The sequence below is a fragment of the Embleya sp. NPDC059237 genome, assembly GCF_042754105.1.
Lineage (GTDB): Bacteria > Actinomycetota > Actinomycetes > Streptomycetales > Streptomycetaceae > Embleya.
Map to the genome: position 1 here is coordinate 71,423 of NZ_JBHZAE010000024.1, position 15,317 is coordinate 86,739.

At 69.1% G+C, this 15,317-nt stretch carries 15 protein-coding genes; 4 read left to right on the forward strand and 11 right to left on the reverse strand.

The window, feature by feature from the left end:
• Window positions 1–65: 65 nt before the first annotated feature.
• The 5 genes from ACFXKZ_RS46025 to ACFXKZ_RS46045 all read right to left on the reverse strand — a co-directional run bounded on the left by ACFXKZ_RS46025 (window position 66) and on the right by ACFXKZ_RS46045 (window position 5,183).
• Window positions 66–1,565: an SCO6880 family protein gene (locus ACFXKZ_RS46025; protein ID WP_380012138.1), complete on the reverse strand. Its 1,500-nt coding sequence runs from the start codon at window positions 1,563–1,565 to the stop codon at window positions 66–68.
• 10 nt (window positions 1,566–1,575) lie between these two features.
• A complete protein-coding gene (locus tag ACFXKZ_RS46030; RefSeq protein ID WP_380012141.1) occupies window positions 1,576–3,228 on the reverse strand; it encodes a hypothetical protein in 1,653 nt (550 codons plus the stop codon).
• Between the two features lie 79 nt (window positions 3,229–3,307).
• Window positions 3,308–4,105: a hypothetical protein gene (locus tag ACFXKZ_RS46035; protein ID WP_380012144.1), complete on the reverse strand. Its 798-nt coding sequence runs from the start codon at window positions 4,103–4,105 to the stop codon at window positions 3,308–3,310.
• Window positions 4,106–4,163: 58 nt separating this feature from the next.
• Window positions 4,164–4,451 (reverse strand): hypothetical protein, encoded by a 288-nt coding sequence (locus ACFXKZ_RS46040; RefSeq protein WP_380012147.1) that lies wholly within the window; start codon window positions 4,449–4,451, stop codon window positions 4,164–4,166.
• A gap of 54 nt (window positions 4,452–4,505) precedes the next feature.
• Complete coding sequence (locus ACFXKZ_RS46045; protein WP_380012150.1) at window positions 4,506–5,183, reverse strand: DUF6668 family protein; 678 nt, start codon at window positions 5,181–5,183, stop codon at window positions 4,506–4,508.
• A gap of 624 nt (window positions 5,184–5,807) precedes the next feature.
• Between ACFXKZ_RS46045 and ACFXKZ_RS46050 the strand changes: the two genes are divergently transcribed.
• Complete coding sequence (locus ACFXKZ_RS46050) at window positions 5,808–7,097, forward strand: hypothetical protein (RefSeq protein ID WP_380012153.1); 1,290 nt, start codon at window positions 5,808–5,810, stop codon at window positions 7,095–7,097.
• Window positions 7,098–7,325: 228 nt separating this feature from the next.
• Window positions 7,326–8,282: a hypothetical protein gene (locus tag ACFXKZ_RS46055; protein WP_380012156.1), complete on the forward strand. Its 957-nt coding sequence runs from the start codon at window positions 7,326–7,328 to the stop codon at window positions 8,280–8,282.
• A 35-nt stretch (window positions 8,283–8,317) separates the two neighbouring features.
• Here ACFXKZ_RS46055 and ACFXKZ_RS46060 read toward each other — a convergent pair whose 3' ends face one another.
• Genes ACFXKZ_RS46060 through ACFXKZ_RS46075 form a run of 4 tightly spaced genes read right to left on the reverse strand, consistent with a single transcriptional unit; the run spans window position 8,318 to window position 11,451 of the window.
• Complete coding sequence (locus ACFXKZ_RS46060) at window positions 8,318–9,178, reverse strand: class I SAM-dependent methyltransferase (RefSeq protein ID WP_380012159.1); 861 nt, start codon at window positions 9,176–9,178, stop codon at window positions 8,318–8,320.
• Between the two features lie 32 nt (window positions 9,179–9,210).
• Window positions 9,211–9,555, reverse strand: a complete 345-nt coding sequence (locus ACFXKZ_RS46065; RefSeq protein ID WP_380012162.1) for a VOC family protein — start codon at window positions 9,553–9,555, stop codon at window positions 9,211–9,213.
• A 1-nt stretch (window position 9,556) separates the two neighbouring features.
• Window positions 9,557–9,736 (reverse strand): ribbon-helix-helix protein, CopG family, encoded by a 180-nt coding sequence (locus ACFXKZ_RS46070; RefSeq protein ID WP_380012165.1) that lies wholly within the window; start codon window positions 9,734–9,736, stop codon window positions 9,557–9,559.
• A 26-nt stretch (window positions 9,737–9,762) separates the two neighbouring features.
• The gene (locus ACFXKZ_RS46075; protein ID WP_380012168.1) at window positions 9,763–11,451 is read right to left on the reverse strand and encodes a CocE/NonD family hydrolase; all 1,689 of its coding nucleotides are present in this window, start codon (window positions 11,449–11,451) and stop codon (window positions 9,763–9,765) included.
• 120 nt (window positions 11,452–11,571) lie between these two features.
• On the opposite strand from ACFXKZ_RS46075, the gene ACFXKZ_RS46080 reads away from it, so the two are divergent.
• The gene (locus tag ACFXKZ_RS46080; protein WP_380012171.1) at window positions 11,572–12,318 is read left to right on the forward strand and encodes a TetR/AcrR family transcriptional regulator C-terminal domain-containing protein; all 747 of its coding nucleotides are present in this window, start codon (window positions 11,572–11,574) and stop codon (window positions 12,316–12,318) included.
• Between the two features lie 10 nt (window positions 12,319–12,328).
• Here ACFXKZ_RS46080 and ACFXKZ_RS46085 read toward each other — a convergent pair whose 3' ends face one another.
• The gene (locus tag ACFXKZ_RS46085) at window positions 12,329–13,303 is read right to left on the reverse strand and encodes a DMT family transporter (protein ID WP_380012174.1); all 975 of its coding nucleotides are present in this window, start codon (window positions 13,301–13,303) and stop codon (window positions 12,329–12,331) included.
• A 61-nt stretch (window positions 13,304–13,364) separates the two neighbouring features.
• Between ACFXKZ_RS46085 and ACFXKZ_RS46090 the strand changes: the two genes are divergently transcribed.
• A complete protein-coding gene (locus ACFXKZ_RS46090) occupies window positions 13,365–14,306 on the forward strand; it encodes a LysR family transcriptional regulator (protein WP_380012177.1) in 942 nt (313 codons plus the stop codon).
• Window positions 14,307–14,359: 53 nt separating this feature from the next.
• Here the strand turns inward: ACFXKZ_RS46090 and ACFXKZ_RS46095 are convergent, their stop codons facing one another.
• Window positions 14,360–15,265, reverse strand: a complete 906-nt coding sequence (locus ACFXKZ_RS46095) for a LysR family transcriptional regulator (RefSeq protein ID WP_380012180.1) — start codon at window positions 15,263–15,265, stop codon at window positions 14,360–14,362.
• Window positions 15,266–15,317: the final 52 nt, after the last annotated feature.

Sequence of the window (15,317 nt, forward strand, 5' to 3'; positions counted from 1 at the left end):
TGTGACTTGTCACGAAGCTCAGCTCCCCTTGGGTACGAATGCGGGTCCGGCCGAACAACGGCCTTCTACATGGATTCACGAATCGTCTGCGGGACCTTGAGATGGTTCGGCAGGACCAGGCCGAGCGGCAGAGCCGCCGCGAAGGCGGACGCCTGAGACCCGTATACGCGGCGCACGAGAATGCGCGAAGAGGCGGTGAGGTTGTCCACCGCGGACGCCGCGAGTTTGATGTCGGCGGCCTCGTTGACCGTCGCGGTGATCAACATGGCGAATCGGACCAGCCCCGCGCCCGTCGCCTCTTCCTTGGCGGCCTGGTTCGCCGCCTGCACCGCGATGGAGTCGCGTGCGTTCTCGACCTTCGCCTGCTTCGCCTTGAACATCGCGTCCTTGCGGTCGCGTTCCACCAACCGCGCCGAGGTCGCGGGGTCGTGCGGTCGATACAGCAGGGTCACCCGCTTGCGCATGATGTCCGGGTGCGGTGACACCAGCCGTGTGAGAACACTCGAATACACCTCGCCGCGAGGAGCCTCCGACATGGCCCAGGTGACCGAGTAGGCGCTGTCGTGCCGATAGTGGCCCCATGCCTCCTCGGTGGCCGTCGGACCCGCGTCGTCCCACTTCAGGCTGCTCTTCGGGTTGGAGCGGGCCTGTTCGATGAAAGTCGCCACGCTGGGGTCGTAGGCCACCCGGATCACTTCGGTCAGTTCGCGGCCGCTCATCGGCCGGGCCGGTCCCGCTCCGGTCATCTGGAGGCTGCTGCACAGACCTGGAAGGCGCATGCCGAGGTCGACCGCCATGTCCTCGGCGCTGCGACGGGCCCGCGATCCCCGGGCCGCGCCCGAGTACGTCAGCGCGACCCGCGTGGACATCTGCGCCGAGCCCTGGCCGTACGCCTGGGTGACCTCATGGAGGACCTGCTTGGCCAACGACGGGGCATCCTGGCTCAGGTTGAGCTCCACCTCGCTACGCAGCCGCTCGCCGGTGTCCGGCGCGGCCTCGATCGTGACCGATGCCGCGACGAGGCCGGGCTCGTGGCCGATCTGGGAGAGCCAATGGCCCCAGTACGCGACCCAGGTGTCGACCTGGGCGGGGTCGACGAGGGACGCGCCATCGGCACTGCACGTCAAGACGACAGTGTGGTGATTGGTCGCCGGAATCGTGACGATCGCGAACGGCCGGCCGTACGCGTCGTTCGCCTCGAACAGCTTGGATCCCGCGGCCAGGCCCGGGAGTTTGCACGTTCCGAGGGCGACCCGACCGAGTGGGCCCGAGCGGTAGAGGTGCGCCCCCCGAGACTTGCCCGCAGACCAGGACGTCCGGGCGACTGCCCACTGAAGTCCGTTTCGGCCGTGCTTGTCGCGCATGACCATCGGCACCAGGGCCAGAGCGATGATCACGCCCAGAACGATCGCGCCGATGAACGAGAACATCATCACGATGATGACGAACAGCATGCCGACAATACCGGCTGCGGTTCCCGCGAATCCCAAACGGCCGAGCCCCGGAGAAATGGGTTTTTGCCAGTTGCCGTAGGTGCGCACTTCCTGGGACATCGTGTTGGTCATCAGTTATCACCTATCTGTGCCGAAGCAGGTTCGCCGCCCCGGTGACGGGTCGGGCGCCGAGCGTGAGGACGGCTCCGGCAGTGCCGATGTTTGCGGCGCTGGAACCTGCGGCAGGGCCGGTCAGTGCGAAGACGACACGCACGGTCGCGGGTCCGACCAGGGTGACGAGCGCGAGTACGAACAGGCCGCGGAATTGCTCGGCCAAGTTCAACGATTCGTATCCGGGAGGGGCCCAGAGTCTCGCACCCGCGACAAAGATGATCATGGACGCGGGTTTGACGAAGATAAACGCCACCAGATACGAGATGTGCTTTTGAAAAACGTTCCTTCCGGCGGCTGTGGACGTCGCCGAGGCCGACAACGGAAGCGTTCCCGTGAGCACGATCACGAAGAAAAGGCGCGCCGTCATGTAGAAGTACTGGACCATGTTCGACGCGATGATGATCAGCGCGGCAATCAGGAACAGCACGATGGAATTGAAGCTTTCGAGACTCTTGGCGAACCTGTCCGCAGCCTCTTGGAGAGCGCGTTCCGAGGAGTCGTATCCGGTGGTCTCGGGGTCGAGCCCGCGTACGACGATCCAGTCGGTGAAGACCTGGCAGGCCTTGACCGCGAGATTGACTACGAACACTGCGCTGCCGGTGACGAGGATGAGGGTGAAGGTGCCCTTCACCACGTCCCGCACCGAACTCACGTCACGTGTGTAGGCGAGTCTGAGCCCTGCGATGACGACGCAGGCCAGGGCCAGGGTGTACGTGAAGGGGTTCGTGTACCGGGTCAGGAAATCGGCCGTGTTGCGGCTGCACGGATAGCCTTTGTCACGTGCCGCGGCCCTTTCGGCGTCCGTGGGCTTGTCGGCGTCCGGCTGGCAGTCCCGCTTGTTCTCGCTGATCAACGGATCCGGCGAGGTGATCCACCACATCAACGTGATGCGAACAGCGGTCTGACTCTGTTCGCGGATGAAGGTGATGGGCTTGGTCAGGAACGCGTCGTCCTCGTGCTCCTTCGCGTTGGTGGTGATGACTCCGCTGTCGGGGCACAAGGAACTCTTCACGCCCCCGCTGCACGGCGGGACATCCCCGATCTGAGGCGGCGCGAGTTCGCGCCAAACAGGGTGCGCACGCAGACAGGACTGCGTCGCGGCCACTTGTGCGCTCGGCAGCCTCAAACAAGGGTTCGTCGGTGGACTGGCGAGCAGATCGGCGCGAACGTCAACACACGGGACGTCTCGTTTCTTGTTCAGGCCACCGTGCTTGCCGTCCATGAGGACACACGGATTGACGCCTTCTCTGCCACCGGGGAGCACGAACGACTTGTTTTGCTCATCAGTGCTCGTAAGTGGATTCCGACCGGCGCCTCCGCTGGCCGTCAAAGCCTCACCGGTGAGCTTGCTCTCGTTCTTGAGCCAGTTCTCCAGGTCGTGGTCGGTCTTGGTCTCGTCTCCGTTGCCACCCAGGACCGTGAACCCCGGGGCGACGTCGATCTGAGGTTTCGCCGGGTCGTCGGTCGCGCAGTAGTAGGTCCACTTGCTGCCCGCGGCGTTCTCCGGGATCCAAACGCAGCCCGCGGCCCACTTGTCGACCTTGTCGTCCGCGATGCTCGGGTGGCCGCTCTGCAACGTGAACAGCACCAGAAGAACGCCGGCCACCATCACCGTGCGCACCAGGGCCTCGAAGCGGCTTCGAGGCTTTCCCGCTGCCCTACGGGACCGCCATGCTCGCCGTTTGCTCTGTATCACGTGGTTACGCGCCCCCCCAGGGAACAAAACCCTCGAGTGAAGTGAGTTGTTGGCCGCTGGTGGAGTCGGAGCCGTCGGGCCCGAGTTGGAGTTTCCAGTCCCCTTCTCTCCAGACGACCGTGTGCACGAATGCCTGCAGCGTGCCGTCCGGGAGACGGCGGGCCAGTTCCACCACCGCTCCGTCCGCGTTGTAGTTGACGAACTTGAATCCGGTGATCTGCGGGACGGTCCCCGGCACGGGGGCGGCTGCCGCTCCTCGCGACAGCTCCGCGGCATAGCGCTGGTTCTCGTACGCTTCCGCCCCGGGCCCGGACGCGACCTGTTTCTTGACCACCCTCGGCCAGTTGTCCGCCAGGAAGTAGCGCACGGTGATCTGCGCCGTGGCGAGAAGGGCGCCTGTGGGAGTTTGCGCGTAACAACGAGCCACATCGCCCTGTACGACCGCCGGTCCCACGGTGCGCGACATGGGAACCAGAACGGTGCGGAAGGATATCCATTCGACGTCCGCGGGCGGCCGAGTGAGGAGACGTTCGTCGGTTGTGGCTATGTGGGGGCAAGGCGCGTCGGGGTCTCGTGGGAGATCCACCGGCCCCAGGGTCGCCGCCGGCGGAGCCTGGGGCGGCTTCCCTGCTTTGGGGCCCGATTTGCCCCCACCGCTGCCGTCGATCACCACATAGGCGGCGCATATGATGACGAACAGGATTACCAGCGCCGAGGCTATGAAGCCGGGTTGAGCGAAGCGACTGCCTTCATCGTCGTCGAAGCCGAAGCCTGCCGACTGTTCCCTTCTGATCCAAGCCATGCGCTTTTCTCCGGACTGGGCCGCGAACGATTCGACGGGAACTGGGAGGAGCCGACTGTCACGTCACCCAGTTGAAGATGGTGACGATGCTGCCCGAGACGATCACGGTGAGCATCGACATCCCGAGACCCACGAAAGATGCCTGGCCCCCGTCCTTGTGTGCTTTCAAGATGTTGGCGGTGCACAGGATCGCCGTCAGGAAAGACATGATCAGAATTCCGTAGATCGCCAGACCCGCAACCTTTGCAAAGCCCGTGTCGAGCCCGGTCCCGGCCGGAGAGAACGTCTTCGGCTGCGGCATGTCTTTGTTCCCCGGCGGGGGCGAGGGTGAGGTCTTGCCGAACACCCAAACATGCACATCGTGAGCCGAAGAAATCAGGGTTGATGTCAAGACTGAGCCTCAATTTCTCGCAACCAGGGGACTTAAATCTCTGGCCAACTGGGTCAGGGATTTCGGGAGAGCGGCGAGGGGGGGAGTCTCACCGAATCGCCAGGACTCGATCCAAGGGATGGCCCAGGTCCGTGGGAAGGCGCCCGCCACCAGTTTCACCAGATCGCGCAACGGCTTCGGCAGGGTGCCGGGCGCGTCCGCTACCGCGACGAGCCCCAGGAGTTGAACCTGTGGGACGGCGCCGGATGCCCACTGCCGCGCGGCCGTCTGTGCCGCGCGCAGTCCGGGGACACTGGTCCGGGCGACCAGGATGACCCTCGTGTACCTGCTGTCATGGTGTATCGGCCACTGCCTGCCGGCGTCACGACCCGCCGGGAACGTCGCGCTCAGCATGCCGACCCCGGCGCCGCCGTGACATCCCACCCACCACCACGGAGCGTTTTCGTTCGGCTGAAGGATCCGGAACGGGAGGCCACCGCCGTCCGGCGGAGATACGGTTCCGGGGCCCGGCTTGATCGGCGTGACGACGGGTGTCGGGGAAACGGGTCGAACGTCCAAGACCTCCGGCGCTTCGGTCACGGTGGCAGTAATCCACGGGTTGGTTCCCGTTGGTTTGCTCATCGCACCTCCAGCGCTATCTCTTGGATCGGCGTGCGGTCGAATGCGGATCCCATGCGACTCGGACATGTCATCCGTCCGAGGCAGGCCGCGCGAAGGTGTACGCCATTACGCCATGGGCTCGAAGGCTCGAGCTCCACGGTTATAAGTCTTTGTCTTTACCTGTGGCGACCGGTCCCGATGCGCCAGGCTTCTTTGGCCAAGAGTACAAGAGCGCGACGTGCCCGGGATTCACTTTTCCAGTTACACATTGCACTGGCAGAGCGCTCTATCGCCAGGCGTCGGTTCCGATCTGCACAGTTATCGCGCGACTCGATATCCGAAACGTTCCCAAGAATCGTGTATGTCGGATTCTCCGTCGCGCACGCGGTGCAGGTCGCAACCACGGAGCGTTACATCACTCTGCGGGTCGGCGGGGCCCGCGAGAGTCGAACTTCGCCTCGCACCCGCCCGGGCGTGACCGCTCTTCCTCTTCTCGGTTGCGGATTGCACCGGCAAGGCGGGGAATCGGCGAATTCGAGTTTCGATGTGCACAGTGAAACTCCGCCCCTGCGGGAAAATGGGATAAGGCCGGCTCCGGCTGTGCATCCCCGGAATCTCCCGAAAAGTGGGCAAAAAGGCATCTTGCGGTCATCCGGGTTCCTGCTTGCGAATGGCTTGTTGGCGACCGCGATTGGATCTACATTCCCGGGCATGAGACCGAGAGCACTCACGGCCTGTTCGGCCGCCGTCGCGCTCGCGGTGGCGCCGGCGATAGCGCCGGAAGGTTCACGACTGGGACCGACGGCGCACGGCGCCGGGCACAGCACACTGCGTGGTTACGAACCGACCGGGATCGCGGTCGCCGGTGGACCGGATCCGGCCCGCGCCGCGGCCCTGGCCCCCGGAAACTACCTGGACGAGTTGACGGACAAGGAGGTCGGGTACTACTCCGTGGACGTGCCCGCGGGCTACACCGCCTACGTCTCGGGCACCACCGTCAGCAAGGTCAAGGGCATCGAGGCCCTGGACGTGAAGCAACTGGGCGAGCGCGGCAACAGCTTCTGCAAGACGGACACCGGGCTCGATCAAAACCTGGCCAAGGTCGTCACGGCATCCGTACGGTGGACGGCGTCCGGCGAGGGCGGCAACGGCTGCGCGCGACCCGGGCGCCAGGTCTTCTCGGTGACCCGCCGCGGAACCGGACCCCCGGTGCCGCTCGAACTCCAGGTCATGCTCGAACCCCAGGTCCTGGACCAGGGCCCGCCCGAGGGGAACATCGCGCAGTACACCGAACCCGGCGGCCCCGATCGACCCGTGGGCGGCGGTGGTTCGTTCGCCTCGGCGGCGATCCTGCCCGGCTCCGGCCACTACACCGACACCGTCACCCCGGGCGAATGGGTCTTCTACCGGGTCCGTCTCGACTGGGGCCAGAGCCTCTCCTTCCAGACCCGGGTCGGCGGCGGGAGGAAGATCGTCGGAGTGCAGACCCACTTCTACAATCCGGTCCGCGAGCAGTTGGCCCAGGATGCGTCGGGTGTCCAAGACACCGAGCACATCTTCAGCAAGGGAGTCGCCCCCTTCGCCACCCGTCCGGTGCGCTTCCTCAATCGCAGCGACCGGCAACAAGAGGTCGCCGACATGCTCCCCGGCTGGTACTACATCGCCGTGGCCGCCCAGGGCGAAGGGGAGTCGCGGTCGTTGGCGGTCGACGTGTCGGTGGCCGGCACCAAGGAATCCGGGCCGGCGTACGCGCAAAGCGCGCAGCCCCTCGATTCCGCGCGCGAGCCGAAGCCGCCGGCGAGCGGGACACCGTCCACGAAGAACCCGGCCTCGAAGAGCCCCAGTGGCCCCGAACGCGACCTTGGGCACTCGTCCGCGCAAAACGACGAATCCGGGGCCTTCGGCGGCCCGCTGCTCTGGGCGGGACTGCCCGCCGCGCTCCTGCTCGGGGCCGGCCCGACGGTGCTGTTCCTGCGCCGACGGGGGGCGCGCCGAACCTGAACCCGGGACGCGGATGTCGTCGGTCGCAACCACCGCCCCGACGCCCGGTGTTCCCGGTCGCGCCGTCGCACGGGCGGGGTCCGGGAGCGCCGGCACGTGTGTTCCCGTGCCCCGGGGGTGGACGTTCCTCGATTCCCGCCCGCTCCTCCTGACCGAGGGTCGGGATGACGCATAGGATCCTTGCCCATGTCAGCTTGGGGTCGTTTCACGTCGCCGCGATCGGCGCCGGTGCCTGTGTTCGTGTCGGACGCCGCGCTCGACGACGCCGAGGTCCGCGCGGTCGCGCAGGGCCTTGCGCGCAACGGCGATTTCACGCCGGCCGCCGCGTTATTGGAGCGGGTGGGGCGGGACTGGGCACGGCGGGTGGTCGCCGTGACCGCGTTGGGCGAGGCGGCCGCGCTGCACCCCGAATGGGTGTGGAAGTGGCGCGCGGAGCGCCCCGAATCGGCGGACCCGCTGGTGGTGATGGCCGCCGCGATGGTGCGCGCGGCCTGGAACGCGCGCGCCGCGAAGCAGGCGAGCCTCACCGGCGGACGGCAATTCGCCGACTTCCGGGAGTTGTTGGCCGACGCCGACCGCGCCTGCCTGCTCGCGACCGAGGCCGCCGGCGACGATCCCACCCCGTGGGTTTCGTGGTTGTGGGTCTGCCGCGGACTCGGCGTCGGGCGCGATGTGTTCGACGCCCGATGGGCGGCGTTGCGCGAGCGCGATCCACACCACCGCGCCGGGCACGACGCGGCATTGCAGTACCTGTGCGAGAAATGGTGCGGATCGCACGACGAGATGTACACGTTCGCCCGCACGGCCGCGGCCGCGGCGCCCGACGGTTCGCCCCTGGTGATCCTCGTGGTGGAGGCGCACATCGAGTACGCGCTGCACACGCACGGCAGCGGGGACGGCGCCGCGGACGACACGGCCTTCTGGCTCGCCGAGTCCCGGCAGCGCGACCTGGACACCGCGCTGGACCGCTACCCGGTCGACGGCTCGCCGCGCCCGCCGAGCGCGCTGTCCGATCACAGCGCGCTCGGCTACGCGTTGGCCAAGTCGCAGCGCTGGTCCGAACTCGCGATGCGGTTCGACGCCACCGACCACCACGGTTTCCATCTCCCGTGGAGCTACGGCGGCGGCCGAACCTTCTTCGAGAGTTCGCACACCGAGGCCACCCGAGGCTGCCCGCGCCGCTGAGCGGACCGTCCGCATTCGCGAACGCGGGCGCCCGGTCAGGTGGTCGCCACGAGCAATTCTTCGCCGCTGGAGGTCCGCAGTCCGTCCGGGCGGTGCGCGAAGTAGCGCTCGTTGAGCTCGGCCGCCGACACGTGTCGGGCGGTGGCGAAACCGACCTCGCGGGCCGACTCCGGGAGTTCCTCCGGTGGGTAGAAGCTGACGAACGGCGTCCCGGCAGCGTTTGCCCCCTCGATCGCGATCCGGAACGCGGCGCGATGTTCGTCGGAGTCGAGGAGCTCCGGCGGCAATTGGAACGTCATGGCCAGCGTGGAGCCGGGGGCCAGCGTCGCGAGTCGGCGCAGCGTGTCGGCGTTGGCCTGCTTGGTCAGGTACAGGGCGACGCCCGTCGAGGCGACCACGGTCGGCCGGGTCGGATCGAATCCGGCGGCGGTCAACTCGTCCCACCACGAGGCGCCCGACTCGAAGTCGACCGGCACCAGGTGCAGTCGGTCCGGGACGCCGTAGCCGAGTTCGTCCAGTCGCCGGCGCTTCCACGCCTGGGGACCGGGTTGGTCGACCTCGAACACCCGCAGCCGGGCCGCGACTTCCGGTCGGCGCTGGACGAAGGTGTCCAATCCGGCGCCGAGGACGAGATATTGCTCCGCTCCGCGCTCGACCTGTTCGATCACCAGGTCGTCGATGAAGCGGGCCCGGGCCACGATCGCGGCCCGGAACCAACGGGTCAGGTCCGGATCCATGTCCGGCCGGTTGCGCCAGTCCGGGTCGGGATCGGCGATGCGCAGGCCGATGTCGTCCTCGAAGACGTGCGGCGCCGGATCCAGGCGCAGGTGCAGGGCCCGCCACAGGGCCACCCGCAACGCCGTGTCGTCCGGCGTCGCGATGCGTTCGTCGGCCATGGGTCACTCCGTTCGGTCGACGTCGGGGGTGTTCACTGTCGGGCCGGCGCCGACAGGGTCCACTCCCGCCCGTCGGGGTCGCGGACGGTCATCTCCCTGGTCCCGTAATGGGTGTCCTCGAACGGGGTGACCACCTCGACCCCGTCGGCGGGCCGGAACGTGTCCTCGTCGGGCACCCGCAGGACCAGCCGCATCCCGGGCTCCCGGGTCTCGGGCACCTCGGCGATGAATACGAACGGCCCGTCGCCGTTGCGCAGTCGGCCGGAGTTGTGCCCGGTCGAGAACTCCAACTCGTAGCCCAGTCCCTGGAAGAACTTGGCGGCCTTGCCCCAGTTGTGCGTCTCCAGGAACACGGCCTCGATGCCCTCGGTCGTCATGTCAGCTCTCCTTTTCGGACGATGGCTCTCGTTCACCCGGGGTGTCGTCGAGGTAGGCGCGCAACGCGGCGGCGACCAGTGCCGACAGCGACAGCTCCGACTCGATGGCACGGTGTTTGACCTGCTTGATCAGTGAGATCGGCAGATACACGTTGAACTGCTTCACATCCTCGTCACCCACGAGAAGAATGCTAGCACGCTAGCAATCTATCCATCGGCTCGGCTTCGGGTCGGTACGACGGGCAGGACGAGGGCCGATCCCGGATGGAATTCCACACTCGTGGGCACGATCTCCCGCGCGGTGTGGGCGGGTTCCCCCGATCCGGTGTTGCGGGCGAAGCGCGGGTGGGCGCCGCCGCTCAGCTGGAGGCGGATGCGATGGCCGGGCCCGAAGCGGTACGCGGTGGCGCTCATCGCGACGGTGACCCGCGCCGGGGCGGAGCCGTTCGGGGTCAGCCGGAGGATGCCGTCGCACACGTTCGTGGACCGCCCGCGTTCGTCCACGTCGCACAGGCGGGCGAAGACGTCGATGTGGTCGGTGCCGGTGGCCGCGTACAGGTCCGCCGACACCGGACCACAGACCTCCAGCGGTTCGGTCAACGGCGGTGTGGTGAACGTCAGCACATCGTCGCGGGCCTCCAACGCGGTGTTGTCCCGGGGTCCGGCCTTGGGCGAGAGGGTTGCGCCGCCGACGGAGGGCGTCGGGTCGGCGGGGTCGTAGCGCAGCACCGCGGGCGCCGTGGCCGCGGCGGCCTCGCGACTCAGCGTGCCGTCGGCCGCGATGTACCGGCGCTGCGCCGCCGCCTCGGCCGGCGGCCAGTCCGGCAGGTCGCGCCACTCGTCGGCGCCGCCGACGTGTATCCGCACCGGAGCCTCGCGCAGCGCCGACCGATCGCCGTCCAGATGCGCCCGCAGCCAGGCCAGGCTGTCCGCGAAGACCGACGGCCACCCCTGTTGCAACATCGAGGTGTGCGTCCACGGCCCGACGAGCAGCCCCGTCTCGCACCCGGCCCGCCGCAGTCGGCGGTGCTGCTCCAGGTTCTGCTCGAACATGACGTCGTGCCGGCCGGCGATCAGCAGCGTCGGTACGGACAGCCTCTCGGCGGCGCGGCCCGCGTCCGCGCCGGTCCAGTGCGGGTCGGCGGGGTCGGGGTGGGCGAGCGCGTCCTCCAGGAACGGCACCCGCTCGCCGAGCCCGAGGGCGCAGGCGTCCGGCAGGGGGAGTGTGCGGGCGACCCGGCGCTGTGTGCGGTGCAGCCGAAGGGCGGCCTTGGCGAAGTGCCGGTTGCCCCGGTGCTGGTGCACGAAGCCCGCGGTGCTCGCGAGCGCGTTCTCCAGGTGGAAGACGCCGCCGGCGTAAAAGTACGCGTGCGGATCGTGCAGACCGGCGTGGATCACCATCGCACGCAGCTCCGGCGGCGGGTCCAGCGCCGTCGCCCACTGCGTGTAGCCGAGGTGGCTCGGCCCGATCGTGCCCAACACGCCTGTGAACCAAGGCTGTTCACGCAGCCACGCGACGGTCGCCGACCCGTCGGCGGCCTCGTTGTGCCACAGCGCGAAGGTGCCGTCGGATCCGCCGGTGCCTCGGCAGCTCTGCAGGACCACGTGGAATCCGTGCTCGGCGAAGGCGAGACCGTACATCGGCGCCCACGGGAACCCGCGCCCGTACGCCGAGCGCAGCAGCAGGGTGGGGAAGTCGCCGGGAGTGGCCGGGAAGTAGTGGTCGGCCACCAGTGCACCGCCGTCGGCGGCGGGGATGCGCAGGCCCCCCTCGTACCGGACCCGGTGCGGGGCGGCGGGCATGCCGCGCATCGTGCGCCGCATCGCCCGCACCAGGCGTGGGGGCTTTCGCGGTGGGCGGTCGGAGGACGTCGGGTGGGCGGTGGTGCTCGTCATGGTGCTCTCGCCTTCCGCACGGGCCGGCCCGTGGTCGGGGATCCTATTTCCCGTACTAAGTACGAGAATAACGCATGCTTGGATGGACACCCCTGGCACCCACCTGCGAAAGGAGCCGTCGTGGCCGGTCCGGAGGCCGATCGCAGCGGCGGCGTGGACCCCGAGGCGTTGTGGCTGGAGCGGCCGCAACCGCGTCGGGGCCGCCCGCCGGCGCACAGCCGCGCCGAGGTCACCGCCGCGGCCGTCGCGATCGCCGACGCCGACGGCCTCGCCGCGGTGACCATGCGCGGCGTCGCGGCGCGCGTCGGCGTCGGGGTGATGTCGCTGTACTCCTACGTGCCCAACAAGGAGACCCTGCTGGAGCTGATGATCGACCGGGTGGCCGGCGACCAGCCCACCCCGCCCGCGCCGACGGGGGCCTGGATCGCGGATCTGCGCGTCATGGCGCATGCCCAACGCGATCTGATGCTTCGTCATCCATGGTTGCCGGCGGCCCTTCAGGAGCAGCAGACGCTCGGCCCCAACACGCTCGCCTTCACGGAACACGCGCTCGCCGTGCTCGAACCGGCCGGGTTCGACGGGCAGGGCGCGCTCGAAGTGTTCAGCCTGGTGACGGGGTTCGTGGCGAGCCACGTCGGCTACGAGGTCGCCCGGGATCGTGCCGCGGTGCGCGCCGGGCGGACCACTCGCGAACTGGCCGAGGCCCAGGGCCGCTACCTGCGCGCGGTCGTCACGAGCCCGGACCATCCGCGCCTGGCCCGGATCCTGGCGGAACCGGCCCGGTCCGCCGATCCGGACGCGACGTTCGACCGACTCCTGGGACACCTCCTGGACGGACTGGCCGCGACGCGCGCCGCGCGCGAGTAGCGGGCCGCTGCTATCCGGCCACGCGCGCTTGCGGGTCGGGAAGCGGGTCGGGAAGCGGGTCGCTCGGGCGGGCGGGTTCCGGAGCGGCGGTTCGGGCGCCGGTGCGGGTGGCGCCGATGCCGGCGAGCACCACGAAGATCACGCCGGCCGCCGGGACCGCACCGGGTATCTGGTCGAGGACCACCAGACCCATCAGGAGCGCGATCGCCGGTTCCAGGCTCATCAGCGTGCCGAACGCGGAAGTGGTCAGCCGACGCAGCGCGAGGAATTCGAGGCTGAACGGCAGTACGGCGCTGAGCGCGGCCAACCCCAGCATGATCAGCACCAGGTGCCAGGTCACCCGACCCAGGTCGGTCGGTGCGGCGGCGAGGAGGACGACGAGTCCGGCCACGGGCATCGAGACGGCCAGTCCGCTCAGGCCGGTGACCCGGTCGCCGACGTGTTGGGTCAGCAGGATGTACGCCGCCCAGCAGGCCGCGGCGGCCAGCGCGAAGGCCAGGCCGAGCGGATCGATGCCGGCGTGCCAGGGTTCGGTGAGCAGCACGACGCCGACTCCGGCCAGGGCGGTCCAGCGCCGCCGCCCGCCGCCCGCGCCGTACAGGGACACGGCCAGCGGGCCGAGGAATTCCAGCGCGCTCGCGGTGCCGAGCGGCAGGCGCGCGACGGCGAGCATGAAGAACACCATCAGGCACCCGCTCACCACGCCGAGCATGGTGCACGCCCACAGGTCCCGACCGCCGAAGTCGCGCCTCCGCGGCCGGACCAGGACCAGCAACACCACCCCGGCCCACGCGAGTCGCAGGGCGACCGTGCCGAGCGCGCCGAGGTCGTCGATCAGCGGCACGGAAAGGGCCAGTCCGAGCTGCACGGTGGACATCGCGGCGACGGCCATCAACGCCCCGGTCGCGGCGTCGGGCAGCCTCGGCCGACCGCCGGCGGGACGCCCGATCTCAAGGGGTCGGGTGCGGGGATCCGGAATGCTCATGTGACAAGTAGAGGGCTCGCTCATCGTTCGTGTCCACGTGCCGATCCAAAAGATATCGTTCATGAATCGTGGACGATTCGCGGCGGAGAACCCGGGAGAACAACGTATGGAGACCCGACGCCTACAGGTGCTGGTGGAACTGGCCCGACTCGGGTCGATGCGCGCGGTCGCGGACGTGTCGAACACGACCACCTCGACCGTCTCGCAGCAGATCGCGGCGTTGTCCCGGGACATGGGCGCCGCGCTGATCGAGCCGCAGGGGCGCCGGGTCCGGCTCACCCCGGCCGGGCGCCGACTGGCCGAGCACGCGGTGACCATCCTCGCCGCCGTCGAGGCGGCGCACCACGACCTGTCACCCGGCGCGGAGCCCAACGGCACACTGCGGATCGCCGGGTACGCCACCGCGATCCGGGCCCATCTGCTGCCGGTGGTCGCGGAGTTGGCGGTGAGTCATCCGCGCGTGCGCGTGCTCGTCCGTGAGCACGAACCGGCCGAGGCGCTGGCATTGCTGGCCGAGGACGCCACCGACCTGGCACTGACCTACGACTACAACCTGGCGCCGGCCGCCGAGGACCCGACGGTGCGTGCCACGCCGCTGTGGACCGCGCGCTGGGGGCTGGGCGTCCCCGCCGACGCCGACCCGCGCGAGGGCACGACGCTCGATGTCTTCGACCGCTTCGACACCCACGACTGGATCGTCAACTCCCGCAACACCGCCGACGAGACGGTGATCCGTACGCTCGCCTCGATGGTGGGCTTCACCCCTCGGGTGACGCACCAGGCCGACAGCCTCGACCTGGTCCAGGGCATGATCGCGGCCGGCCTCGGCGTGGGCCTGCTCCCCCTGGACACGACCGTGGCCCCCGGCGTACGACTGATCCCCCTCACCGCCCCGACCGTCGAGATGCGCGCCCGAGCGGTGGCCCGCCAAGGCCGCCTGAACTGGCCCCCGCTGGCCCTGATGACAACCCTGCTACGCCGACGCGCCGGCTTCCGGGAGTGACCGGGGCGATCACCGCCGCGACATGCCGGCCCGGCGCGGGCTCACGGTGGTGATCATGTGGATGTCAGTTCGGTGGGGATTGAGGATTGCAGGGCCCTTGTGGTGGCTTGGATTGCCGGGTGGTGGGTGGCGCCTTCTCGGTGGGCGATTTTGGTGCGGCGGTGGAGGGGGAGGCGGGTGAGGGATACGGCGGGGGTGGGGGTGGGGATGCCCAGGTGGGGGACGACGGCTACGCCCTGGGCGGCGGCGACCAGGGACAGCACTGTGGTGAAGTCGTCGACCTGGTGGCGGACATGCGGGGTGAAGCCGGCGGCCTGGCAGGCGCGGATGGTCATGGCGTGGCACAACGTGCCCGGAGTGGCGGTGATCCAGGGGGAGTTCCGGCAGCCGGGGAGCACCGCGTCGGTGGGGGTGCCCGCGGGCGGTGGGAATCGGCCGGCCAGGTACATCGGTTCCGTGCACAACGGGCTTGTGGCGATGCCCGGTTCGGCGACCGTCGGGACGAAGTCGTATTCGTGGATCAGCGCGACGTCCAGGTCGCCCGCGCGCAACGCGTCCGCGACCCGGGCCGGGTCGATCTCCACCACCATCGGCTCCAGGCCCGGATGGCGGTCCACGAGCGAGGTCAGGGCCGGGAGGATCATCGCCCGGGTCGCGGTCGGGAAGGCGCCGATCCGCAGGGGGCCGGCCAGGCCGCGGCGGGTGTCGGCCAGCTCCGCCGCAGCCTGCTCCAAGCGGGCCAGCACGGCCTCGGCGTGGCCGACCAGGGTATGCCCGGCCGGGGTGAGGGTGACCCGTCGCCCGGTGCGTTCGAGGAGCGGGACGCCCGCCTCGCGTTCGAGGGTGGCGAGTTGCTGGGACACCGCCGAGGGGGTGAACGCGAGGGCTTCGGCGACGGCGGCGATCGTGCCGCGCAGGGACAGTTCGCGCAGCAGGCGCAGGCGGCGGACGTCGAGCATCGGCTCAGCTTACGCTCAGCTTCACGAATGTGAACTGGACCTGCATGATCGA

Excerpts from the sequence above, each read along its gene's own strand:
- ACFXKZ_RS46025 (WP_380012138.1), bottom strand. The coding sequence starts at position 1,565 with ATGACCAACACGATGTCCCAGGAAGTGCGCACCTACGGCAACTGGCAA.
- ACFXKZ_RS46035 (WP_380012144.1), bottom strand. The coding sequence starts at position 4,105 with ATGGCTTGGATCAGAAGGGAACAGTCGGCAGGCTTCGGCTTCGACGAC.
- ACFXKZ_RS46045 (WP_380012150.1), bottom strand. The coding sequence starts at position 5,183 with ATGTCCGAGTCGCATGGGATCCGCATTCGACCGCACGCCGATCCAAGA.
- ACFXKZ_RS46050 (WP_380012153.1), top strand. The coding sequence starts at position 5,808 with ATGAGACCGAGAGCACTCACGGCCTGTTCGGCCGCCGTCGCGCTCGCG.
- ACFXKZ_RS46060 (WP_380012159.1), bottom strand. The coding sequence starts at position 9,178 with ATGGCCGACGAACGCATCGCGACGCCGGACGACACGGCGTTGCGGGTG.
- ACFXKZ_RS46065 (WP_380012162.1), bottom strand. The coding sequence starts at position 9,555 with ATGACGACCGAGGGCATCGAGGCCGTGTTCCTGGAGACGCACAACTGG.
- ACFXKZ_RS46075 (WP_380012168.1), bottom strand. The coding sequence starts at position 11,451 with ATGACGAGCACCACCGCCCACCCGACGTCCTCCGACCGCCCACCGCGA.
- ACFXKZ_RS46085 (WP_380012174.1), bottom strand. The coding sequence starts at position 13,303 with ATGAGCATTCCGGATCCCCGCACCCGACCCCTTGAGATCGGGCGTCCC.
- ACFXKZ_RS46090 (WP_380012177.1), top strand. The coding sequence starts at position 13,365 with ATGAATCGTGGACGATTCGCGGCGGAGAACCCGGGAGAACAACGTATG.
- ACFXKZ_RS46095 (WP_380012180.1), bottom strand. The coding sequence starts at position 15,265 with ATGCTCGACGTCCGCCGCCTGCGCCTGCTGCGCGAACTGTCCCTGCGC.